We start from the raw sequence: 10,021 nt of genomic DNA on the forward strand, positions 1-10,021 counted from the left end.
CCCCCAACCCCTCCCCGAACTTCGGGGAGGGGAGGTTTTGGCTTTAGACAAAACCGGGGTGGGGTAACGCAGACAGTGATAATAAAAGTTTCATGTTAAGTTGACACCTATGAAAGTTGTGTGCCCCTACCTACTTACTTGTAGTAAGAGTTTTATGAAATGATATTAGTTTTATTATCATCGGCTATGAGTCACAAATTAAGAAAGAGTATTAGCCCATCTTGTTTGTGGTATTTTCATTGGCAAGGATAGTAACCTCAGGGACTTCCTAGAAAAAAATATCCCATTGTGCTGGGATAAGGGGGACAAGGGGGACAAGGAAGATAGAAGTCTTGTTGAGTAAACAAAGTCAAGAACTTGTTGGTCACTTTATTAGTTGGTAGCAATTCCACACCCCTGGACTCCTACAGGTATAATAGGCAACCTCTTGCTGCATTTAGTTAGATTATGAGTTAAGTTTAGACTTAAAGGTGATTAAAACAAAGAAAAAATAATGGATCTACAGACTATAAAAGAACGAATTGCCATAGTGCAAAGTAAGCGGGACTACCTACTGAGTTTACTGGAACAGCCAAACTTGGGAACTTTAAGAATTGACGTAAATCAGGCTTTGGAGGAACTGGATGAGTTAATTGATGAATTTAGACGTACAGTTCCCGAAGCTGAAATATAGTGAGGTAACTTGAAGTTGCTAACTGATGACCGTTGACTGTGAACGGTGGGATATTTGTATTTGAAAGTCCCTGAAGCTAGACTCGCCATTAGAGTGGAGAGTATGAAAAAGTGTCGGTGTGACCTTGAACTTGAGGATATACCGACCTTTTTCACTAATATAATGTCTTCAAATCCCTGGAATTGAGATAACCCTGGGTTGGTGATGTCATTTATTATCATTCACTCATTCAGTGACGGTGTTATTTGCCGCACGCTTACCTAACTGCCTTACTAAAGCGATAAGTTCGGAGGTAGGTACATCTTTTTTACAAACATCATCAAAGCTAGACATTTTTTTTGTCCCCTGAAAACTTACATCCTCTACAGAAGAGTAAGCAAGGATTTGAGTGTTAGGGGATATAGCTTTAATTTGACTGGATGCACTCCAGCCATCCATAACTGGCATCTGTAAATCTAAAACAATTACATCAGGCTGCCAAAGTTTAACCATTTCCACAGCTTCTTGACCATTACTGGCTAAGCCCACAACTTGGATATTTTCCTGGCAAGAAAAAGCTAATTGTAAGGTTAAACGAGTAAGTTCGTGGTCATCAACTACTAGAACGCGCAAGGTAGAAAACTCACAGGATAACATTAACATCGAGGGAAAAGACAAAATTGTTTACAATAACCCCTCTAGTTTATGGGAATAAGTGCCAGTACTTACTCTATCCTATGGTTGAATAACTTCTATAAACCCATAACAAATAACTTAGTTAACTTTTCAAAAAATTAAAATTTTGTAAAAAAACTAAGTCGATCTAGTTTTGACACTCCTCATCGCTAGAAGCTGGCTGATTCTTGCTTGACAGTGATTCCAAATAAATAGAAGTTAGAGACTTGCGCCTTTTGATTTTCAGTCAAAACATGGCGAACCTAATCTTTTTAATCAATCAGGTTTGAGGCTACACTATTTGTGCGTAAGGCCATATTGAGCAGAATTTTTTGGGAATTGGCTTCCGGAGAATCATCATAGGGACGCCGTTGAATATATGTGCCATCGGATTGTAATTCCCAAGCTTGGCGATTATCTGCGAGCATAATTCCCAGGATTTCTTGCAAGTCTTTAGCAATATCTGGGTCTTTAATTGGGGTAATTACTTCCACTCGTCGGTCTAAGTTGCGGCGCATCCAATCGGCACTGCCAATATAAATTTCCTCCTGTGCGTTGTTATGAAAATAATAAATGCGGGAGTGTTCTAAAAAGCGACCAACAATGCTGATTATATGAATATTTTCACTGATATCTTTGAGTCCTGGACGTAAACAACAAATGCCCCTAACAATTAAATCTATCTGCACCCCGGCGCGGGAAGCTTCATATAAAGTGGCGATAATTTGGGGATCGACTAAAGAATTCATTTTGGCAACAATGCGCCCAGAAAAGCCATTTTGAACATTTTCGATTTCGCGGCGAATAAGTGCCAAAAACCGATCGCGCATATTCACAGGTGCAACCAGCACTTCTCGATAAGACTTTTGCCGGGAGTAGCCTGTTAAGAAATTAAATAAGTCTGTGATGTCAGCACCTACTTCTTCACGGCAAGTAAATAATCCCAAATCTGTGTACAGACGTGCAGTTTTCGGGTTATAATTACCAGTCCCAATATGCACGTAGCGGCGCATCCGGTCTTTTTCTCGCCGTACCACCAAGACGGTTTTGCTATGGGTTTTCAGTCCCACTAAACCATAGACGACATGAACTCCTACTCTTTCTAATCGTCTTGCCCAATAAATATTATTTTCTTCATCAAACCGCGCTTTTAATTCCACCAGCACAGATACCTGCTTGCCATTTTCGGCGGCGGCGATTAAAGCGTTAACGATGGGTGAGTCTCCAGAAGTGCGGTAGAGAGTCATTTTGATGGCTAGCACATTCGGGTCGTAGGCGGCGTAAGTAATAAACCGCACCACAGAGGCGGAAAAAGATTGATAGGGATGGTGTACTAACAAATCTTTTTCGCGAATTACCGCAAAAAAGTCTTTTCCTTCGTCTGTTTCTAGTGCATCTGGGTCTAAACTTGGTTCTCGAAGACGTTGCAGCCGTGGTGGGACAACAGATTGACGTGGTGGATCTTTGATTTCTGGTAGTGGCAAGGACATAAAATACATTAAATCCCGCAGTCCTAAAAGGCCATCTACCTCATAAAGATCGCTGTCTGTTAATTCTAAATCTTGTAATAATCGCGATCGCACCGGTTCTGGTGTTTGCGATTGAATTTCTAGTCGCACTGGACTTCCACCCAAACGCCGTTTTCGCAGTTCTTGTTCGATGGCTAACAATAAATCATCGGCTTCATCTTCTTCTAAAACTAAATCGGCGTCGCGGGTAATGCGAAACGGATGATATTCTTGAATATTCATCCCTGGAAATAGGGATTCTAAATTATGAGCGATCGCTTGTTCTAAAGGTACTCCCACCCAGTGAATCGGTTTTTCCTTATCTGGGGTTGCTAACTCACGAGGTATGGGTAAAAATCTTGGCAGAACGTTAGGAACTTTGACTCTGGCAAAAAATTCTTCATCGGTGTCTGGGTTTTTCACCACAACTGCCAAATTCAAGCTGAGATTAGAAATAAAAGGAAACGGATGACTGGGGTCAACAGCCAACGGAGTCAAAACTGGAAAAACTTGTTCTTCAAAATAGCTGTTGAGATGATTCCGCTGTGTCTGATTTAAATCTATGTAATTCAGAATATGGATGCCATGATTTGCCAATAGCGGGCGGAGTACTTGGTCAAAATGTTGGTGCTGTTTTTTCACCTGCGGAATCAGGGCAGACCGAATATCGTCTAGCTGTTGTTGTGGTGTGCGACCATCGGGAGTTAACAGACTGACCTTAGCCTCAACTTGTTGCTTTAAACCAGCAACCCGCACCATAAAAAATTCATCTAAATTAGAACAGAAGATTCCTAGAAACTTTAGACGTTCGAGAAGCGGGGTGCGATCGTCACAAGCTTCATGTAAAACTCTGGCATTAAACTCTAACCAGCTTAACTCTCGGTTAAGATAATATTGTGGATCGTTAAGATTAATAGGAGTAGTGCTTTTTTTTGATTTCGCCATAATGACCTAAGGGCAGGCTGGTGTAGCCATTTAACTTGGGGACACTAAACATAGTAAGTTAAATAGTGCTTGAGCGTTACGCCCAAGCAACACTTGGTCATATCTACGTTTTATAGCTGCTTTTAATGATTTCAAAATATTATTTCTTGAGTAGGGGTACACAGCTGTGTGCCCCTATAACTTTATGGCTAAGAATTCCGGCGTTGACCAATTGCGATATAAATCCAGATGTAGAGACGTTGCATTGCAACGTCTTTTTGATATGGTGTGCGATCGTTTTCATACATAAAATTAGCAACGCTAGAATTCAAATCATTGCTCAGAGCATATTAGCCGTGAAGATGCAATCAAGATTTAGCCAAAATACTGTATGGCTAATTTGGTAAATTTGTGAGTAATTATTAAGCATAGTTTACAGAAATTTTCGCATTAAACTTAGTTTCAAGTCATACATTTAGTAATTTTTAGATATAGTTTTTCAAAATACTCAATTTAGTAATCAATACCACAAGCACTATACAGACATTAATCAGGTAGCCTCTCTGTTTTATCTCTTGTTTTATTGAGATTTACATTGTGGTATTCATAACAATACTCATAATTTTTCTATTATTTTTTTTAATTTATGACCATCAAAAATTTTTAAAATTCAGTGTTATCACTGAAATATTTATGGAAAGCAATAGTTATATTGAAAACGCAAAGATGAATACACAAGGAGCTTGTGAATCATGAAAATTTCTACAATTATCAAAGGTAGTGTTTGCGTATTAGGTTTAGTTGGTGTTAGCAATTTCTTTGCTGCACCTGCAAAAGCAGATCAAGCTGCTGCTCGTGGTGCAGTTACAATCGTTAGACCATCAGGTTCTTCTATCAGTGTTAGTGGTGAAGTAGTTGCAGCTCCAGGTACTGACTTTACCGACGTTACCGTTACCTTTACAGGTACTGACCCAGGTACAAACCTAGAAACTATCTCAGATTTAACAGTAACCCCAACTGCGGCTGCTGCAACTGGAGATGCTACAACAATTGAAGCTGCGATCGCAACAGCAATTACAGATGGTGCTTTTACCAATCTTGAAGACGTAGCTGCCCTTGTCAGAGCATATAGCGCTGGTGGTTTAGAATAGACCGAGCGTTAGCTCAGAGAAAATCACGATAGTGTAAAAACTCATCGGCTTTTAGTCTAGACGCTTTCACACTTTGCCTTGATTTTCGATGTCTTTTTGGGTTTAGCTTGAGAAAGCATTGCCAGCAGTAGAGATAAAACTATTGTGCATCCCCACGCTAGGCATTTGCATTAAAATACTTGGTAATACGCAGATCAACTCTTTGAGTCAATATCTTTTACCTATATCCATAGTCTTGATGCAGGATAAGGTAGACGGGAAGGTTTAACAGATTTCAGAAAAAATACAACCCCTTAAATGTAGTTGAGGGGCAGTATTTCCAAACTTATTTCACAATATTACCATACAAACCCGGTTTCTTTAAGAAATCGGGCTTTTGATATTTGTTTAAATAGATACTTCACGAAATCTTCTTAATAAGGCAAGAGGCAAGAGGCAAGAGGCAATAAGCAGAAGGTAGAAGGCAATAGGGACAAGACAAAAAGGTAATAATTACTCTTGCCTTTTGCCCTTTGGCTTTTGCCTTTTTTGACTAAGTGTTAATCCTTATACCAAATTTTAGTAGTCTAGCAATCAAATCTTTCAGAAAGTTACAGATATATTTCTCATGCCAATCTAAAAAAGCATGAGGGATAGAATAAACATGTATAGCATGTTTTGTCAACTACCTGTAACTATCAAAAAAAGCTTTTATTTGCTGGCTTTTATCAGTTTAGGTAATTTGATTGCAGCGCCAGTAAATGCACAACAAGCAGTGGCGCGTGGTGCTGTTTCTATAGTTTCACCTACTGGTGCTTATCAAAGTGTTAGTGGTGAACTGTTCTTACCTGTTAGTAATAATGTTTTAAATCCTGGTACAAGCACCACTCTAACAGTCACGCCTACTTTTACAAACATTGGAACAATTAATGAAAGAATAACTTCCTTATCCCTCACTGTAGGAACAGCAACAGAAGTAATAACAAACAATAACAATTCGCTTTTGAATCAAAATGTACAAACAGTCAATAATTTAACATCAATTCCTAATACGGCATCTCTCATTGAGACGGTCAACAATACTAATGGTTTAGGGGCTTTGGAATAGTACAAAAGACTATATTAAGTAAGTCGGTGAAATAAAACCAAACTATGTAAAGAAAAGTAAATAAGGCTCAAACTCTTTCTCCCCCTGCTCCCTGCTCCCAGCAAGAACTGCCTTATCCCAACAATAATTATTTACATCGGCCTACTTAATCTTGTAGATGTTTCGAGCTAACAATTGAATAGCTGAATGCAAAACTTAGCTATTTTTGCGTGTACTAAAAATCTGTTCGGTTGTTAAAGTCAATTCTGGAAAAGTCGGCGATCCGCACTAGAAGCTGCTGCTAGTTCAGGGCTAGCGATCGCCACCGGAAAGGGCGGGTACGCGATCGCAATGCTGCTAGAGTGCCATTGATTCATCACCGTAAAAATTAGGGTGACTGACTATCAATAACGTTTAGAAAATCTTCAGCCGTGATAATCGGGCAAGAGAAATTATCTTTTAGACTGAGTAAATCGCGATCGCCCGTCACAAGATAATCTGCCTCACTGACCACAGCCAAAAGTAAAAAAGGCACATCAAACGAATCACGACATTCAGGAATTACAGGCAAGCAAGCAGGCATCGCTACAGCTTCACAAAAGAGTATGTAATCCGATAGTAAATCTTCTTGCTCAGTTGGTGTGAGCTTAAACTTTGGATAAGCCAGCACTCGGATTAACTCAGTTGTTGTCGCTTTAGAAACCAGGGGAGTGAAAAGATCGTCCTGCCATGCCAAACGAAGCCTAGATACTCTGCCCCCAAATATTAGCGCAGAGATGACAATATTTGTATCAATTACCACCCGTGGGTAACCCATCACGACTGACGCGCCCAAGCCACCGCATCAGCCACATCCTGCTCACTCAGTCCTAAATCTGCCAGCTTAGATCGAACTGCATCAGCCCGTTGAATTTTTACAGGAGTCAGAATAATTTGCCCCCCCTCCACCTTTACCTCAAAATACTCAGCTTCCCCGATTTCACGAGTAATACTTTTAGGCAGCGTTAGTTGATTCTTAGAAGTTAACTTAGCGAGCATGACTTGTCCCCTAGCCTTTGCTATCAAATGTAAGGAATCCTTACTTTAGTATATACATCCTACCTTACTAAATCTAAAACCCAATCAGCGAAACCGCCTTTGTCAAACCAAAAACTTTTTCTCCAAAGAGCGAAGCGATCGCTACGATAGTTCATAATTCTCTAACCAACAGACAGAGTATATAAATATTATTTATAATTAGCTAATTTACAATTTGGTTTACTGATTAATTGCCTCTTGCCTAAAATCGATAACCACCTTTAATTTGCATATCAAACCCATTTTCGCCCGTACCAATTAGAGATTCTAAAAAAACATTATTATCTGGAAATTGATGTCTAAAAATTAATCCGTAATTTAAGCCAGATACTCGGCTATTTAAACCTACATTTCTTGTGGCATAATTTTTAATATAAGCACCAAGAGAAAAATTAGTACTGATTCTTTGTAAACCCTTTAATTCATAGAATAAATTTTCACCAAATTCGAGGTTTGCATTAATATTCAAACCAGTGCTAGTACTAAGTTCACCGCTAAAAAGTCCTAATAATTCACCATTACTATTTTCTTGAATAAAAGCGATGGCAGGGGCTAAAGAGAAACTTAAATATTTTTGTTGGCGATTAAAATAATAGCTTAAGACGGTGGAGAAAGGATTATTGGCGTTTGATGCACTATTCCAGTTAATTTGTAATGACGGTACGTGAGTATTGATAGCTACTGGTTTTTTATTGGCATCTAACTGGACGTGAGTTTTAATATAGTTAGCCAGAGCGCTAAAATATATGCCTATAGATGGTTCTGGTAATCCTAAATTATTATTAGAAACTCCTGGTGCTGATTGAGCATCTACATTAAACCAAGTTCCCAAGCTAGCGCTATAGTTTAAGTCACCACTTGAACCAGCTGCTAATAATTCCACTGAAGGTAAAGACAGATAACCATTAAAACGGTTAAAACTCACACCTATGAGGTCAACTCTGGTGAGTTCAAAATAATCGAATGCCAAATCAAATGTGCGGACTGGTAGTGGGACGATAGTATTATCTGCCGAACTAAATCTCTGTACAAATTGTCGCCCTTCAGAATTAGTTAAAATAACTTCAGTAGCACTAGATTCGTTAACAGGATCGATGCCAGTATTATTTAAAGGAATTTGATTGCCAATGAAAGTCAAAGGGCCAAATCTTTCATTAGAAAGTCTCAGGGTTGAAAAGAATGTATCACCTGGGTCTAAAAGTTGAATATCTCTTTCTAAAAATTGAACGGCGCGTTTGTGATTTCCTGTCCTTAGGGTCAATATACTAGAATTATTGGGAGTAATTTTACTCTCAATTGTCATATTCCCAGATACTTGTTCTAGGTTACTGGCTGCATTGGAATAAGCTAAAGTGCGATTCAGCCTGTTATTAATTAGTCTTCTTTGATTTGGTGTTGATTTTGTATTTAATTCAGCAAAACTGTCTCCGTTTTTAAATCTTTCTCGTGCTTCTGCTAAACTCTCGTCAAGATTGTCTATTTTAACAAAGTTAAAAATTCCACCTAATGCCAGTCCTAAAGTAGAATTAACTGTTTGTATACCATCAATACTAAAATCATTAAAATTAGCTGTAATTGAGAATCCTGGACTAGCAAAAACATTAGAATAATTGGCACTAATTTTTTCTGGGTCGTATTGAATAATGGTGCGATTGTGAGGATAGCTAGCATATAACCTATGCCAATTAGAAGTTCTTTGTGGAGCCTGAGATACAATTTCAAATTGGGGGTCTCTTTTGCCAAAAGAAACCCAAAATAAAGAATTTAAATAACTTAAATCTCTTTCAAGTGGCGTGAGGTAAGGGTTGACTGCTATATTCAATAAATCAAAATTATCAAATCTACCCCGCTGAGCAATCTTAGCACCTGGTAATGAAGAAACAGGAGCAGTAAAACCAAAGCCTTCACCTGTTAAAATATCGCCCCAAAAAATACCAGCTGCTTCTAGAGCAGAATTAGGAATAATTTCGCCTAGTTGGAGTCTAACATTTCCACCATCTAATAGAGGCTTTAAATTTGTAGTGGGAAAGGCTTGTATAATTCTAGGAGTATTGGTAGCGTCTAATAAATCAAATAAAGCTCCCCCACCTTGACTACTTAAAGTTGAACCACTACCAAGAATTGGGGTAGGATTTCTCAAAATTGTGACGTTAGGATCTTCAGGATTAACTCCGCTATTAATTATTACTCTACCAGCAGGTACTCCTTCAGGATTAATGATTTGTCCTGCTATGGAAACTATAGAAAAATTATCAACTCCAGCCTCACCCATTAATTCGTCGAAATTCACAGGTAAAGTATTTAGAGATTGTAAACCCCAAAATGCTTGGGTTGATGTCATATTTTGGGTACTATAGTTTTCAGAAGCTCTCCCTTGGTAAAGAATACCTGCTTGTGTACCTTTGGTTTCAATTACTAATCTATTGTTATCGAGAACCCAGTAAAACTGGTCAGATTCAGGAAATTTTCCGTAGGTAAATTTTTCAATAATTTCATTATCTTCAGAAAATCTGATACTTAAATCTGTATCGATATAATTTTCGTCTTTATTTGGTTTAAATAATTGAGGTTTAAAAGTCAGGTTATCTGTAGGGTTAGTAATCCAAGGGTATCTATTGGCACTGGAACTCAGAGCGTCAAGAATTATTTTCTTTTGGATTACTTGTTGCTGTTTTTTTGTTCGACGTAGTTTTTGGATTAGTAGTTGTTGTTGGAGAGTATATGGTTTTGCTGGATTTGAATTTGATGGTTGAATTATATCTGGTTGGGGTTTTTCTTCATCTTCTGCGGGTGGTTTGGCAGGGTTATCTTTATATTCTTCAATTGGAATAACATCAGCTATAATTAATTTGGGTAATTTTTTTGGGTTTTCTAAATTAGATTGAAATTTCTTTAAGGTGCGTTTTAAAATTTGTTGATTTTGTAAGCTATTTATTTGATCGGGTTTAATTAATAAATTGTTGTGATT

The 10,021-nt window shown here is 38.2% G+C and carries 9 protein-coding genes; 3 read left to right on the plus strand and 6 right to left on the minus strand.

All coding sequences use genetic code 11. The features are described 5' to 3' along the window. Positions 1-493 precede the first annotated feature (493 nt). Positions 494-673: a hypothetical protein gene (locus tag GNE10_RS26235; RefSeq protein WP_185568160.1), complete on the plus strand. Its 180-nt coding sequence runs from the start codon at positions 494-496 to the stop codon at positions 671-673. Positions 674-898: 225 nt separating this feature from the next. On the opposite strand, the gene GNE10_RS26240 is transcribed toward GNE10_RS26235, so the two are convergent. The 3 genes from GNE10_RS26240 to GNE10_RS36170 all read right to left on the minus strand — a co-directional run bounded on the left by GNE10_RS26240 (position 899) and on the right by GNE10_RS36170 (position 4,091). Continuing rightward, on the minus strand, positions 899-1,315 hold the full coding sequence (locus GNE10_RS26240; protein WP_185568177.1) for a response regulator transcription factor: 417 nt from the start codon (positions 1,313-1,315) through the stop codon (positions 899-901). A 284-nt stretch (positions 1,316-1,599) separates the two neighbouring features. Then, a complete protein-coding gene (gene ppk1 / locus GNE10_RS26245) occupies positions 1,600-3,780 on the minus strand; it encodes a polyphosphate kinase 1 (RefSeq protein WP_185568163.1) in 2,181 nt (726 codons plus the stop codon). 188 nt (positions 3,781-3,968) lie between these two features. Continuing rightward, the gene (locus tag GNE10_RS36170) at positions 3,969-4,091 is read right to left on the minus strand and encodes a hypothetical protein (RefSeq protein ID WP_260447040.1); all 123 of its coding nucleotides are present in this window, start codon (positions 4,089-4,091) and stop codon (positions 3,969-3,971) included. Between the two features lie 420 nt (positions 4,092-4,511). On the opposite strand from GNE10_RS36170, the gene GNE10_RS26250 reads away from it, so the two are divergent. Next, entirely contained in the window at positions 4,512-4,910 is a 399-nt protein-coding gene (locus GNE10_RS26250) for a hypothetical protein (RefSeq protein WP_185568166.1), read from the plus strand. Between the two features lie 643 nt (positions 4,911-5,553). Further along, positions 5,554-5,997, plus strand: a complete 444-nt coding sequence (locus GNE10_RS26255; RefSeq protein WP_185568169.1) for a hypothetical protein — start codon at positions 5,554-5,556, stop codon at positions 5,995-5,997. Positions 5,998-6,364: 367 nt separating this feature from the next. On the opposite strand, the gene GNE10_RS26260 is transcribed toward GNE10_RS26255, so the two are convergent. From GNE10_RS26260 to GNE10_RS26270, 3 genes are all read right to left on the minus strand, one after another. Next, positions 6,365-6,793, minus strand: coding sequence for a putative toxin-antitoxin system toxin component, PIN family (locus tag GNE10_RS26260; protein WP_185568172.1), 429 nt, complete (start codon positions 6,791-6,793; stop codon positions 6,365-6,367). Continuing rightward, positions 6,793-7,014 (minus strand): AbrB/MazE/SpoVT family DNA-binding domain-containing protein, encoded by a 222-nt coding sequence (locus GNE10_RS26265; protein WP_029637898.1) that lies wholly within the window; start codon positions 7,012-7,014, stop codon positions 6,793-6,795. The genes GNE10_RS26260 and GNE10_RS26265 overlap by 1 nt, the downstream gene beginning before the upstream one ends. Positions 7,015-7,255: 241 nt before the next feature. Next, on the minus strand, positions 7,256-10,021 hold a 2,766-nt coding region (locus tag GNE10_RS26270; protein WP_185568175.1), incomplete at its 5' end, for a hypothetical protein.

Source organism: Nostoc sp. 2RC, assembly GCF_014222165.1.
GTDB lineage: Bacteria > Cyanobacteriota > Cyanobacteriia > Cyanobacteriales > Nostocaceae > Nostoc > Nostoc linckia.

What these genes read in the sequence shown, in the direction of transcription:
- GNE10_RS26260 (WP_185568172.1), bottom strand. Translation starts at nt 6,793, where the DNA reads ATGGGTTACCCACGGGTGGTAATTGATACAAATATTGTCATCTCTGCG.
- GNE10_RS26235 (WP_185568160.1), top strand. Translation starts at nt 494, where the DNA reads ATGGATCTACAGACTATAAAAGAACGAATTGCCATAGTGCAAAGTAAG.
- GNE10_RS26265 (WP_029637898.1), bottom strand. Translation starts at nt 7,014, where the DNA reads ATGCTCGCTAAGTTAACTTCTAAGAATCAACTAACGCTGCCTAAAAGT.
- GNE10_RS26240 (WP_185568177.1), bottom strand. Translation starts at nt 1,315, where the DNA reads ATGTTAATGTTATCCTGTGAGTTTTCTACCTTGCGCGTTCTAGTAGTT.
- ppk1 (WP_185568163.1), bottom strand. Translation starts at nt 3,780, where the DNA reads ATGGCGAAATCAAAAAAAAGCACTACTCCTATTAATCTTAACGATCCA.
- GNE10_RS26250 (WP_185568166.1), top strand. Translation starts at nt 4,512, where the DNA reads ATGAAAATTTCTACAATTATCAAAGGTAGTGTTTGCGTATTAGGTTTA.
- GNE10_RS26255 (WP_185568169.1), top strand. Translation starts at nt 5,554, where the DNA reads ATGTATAGCATGTTTTGTCAACTACCTGTAACTATCAAAAAAAGCTTT.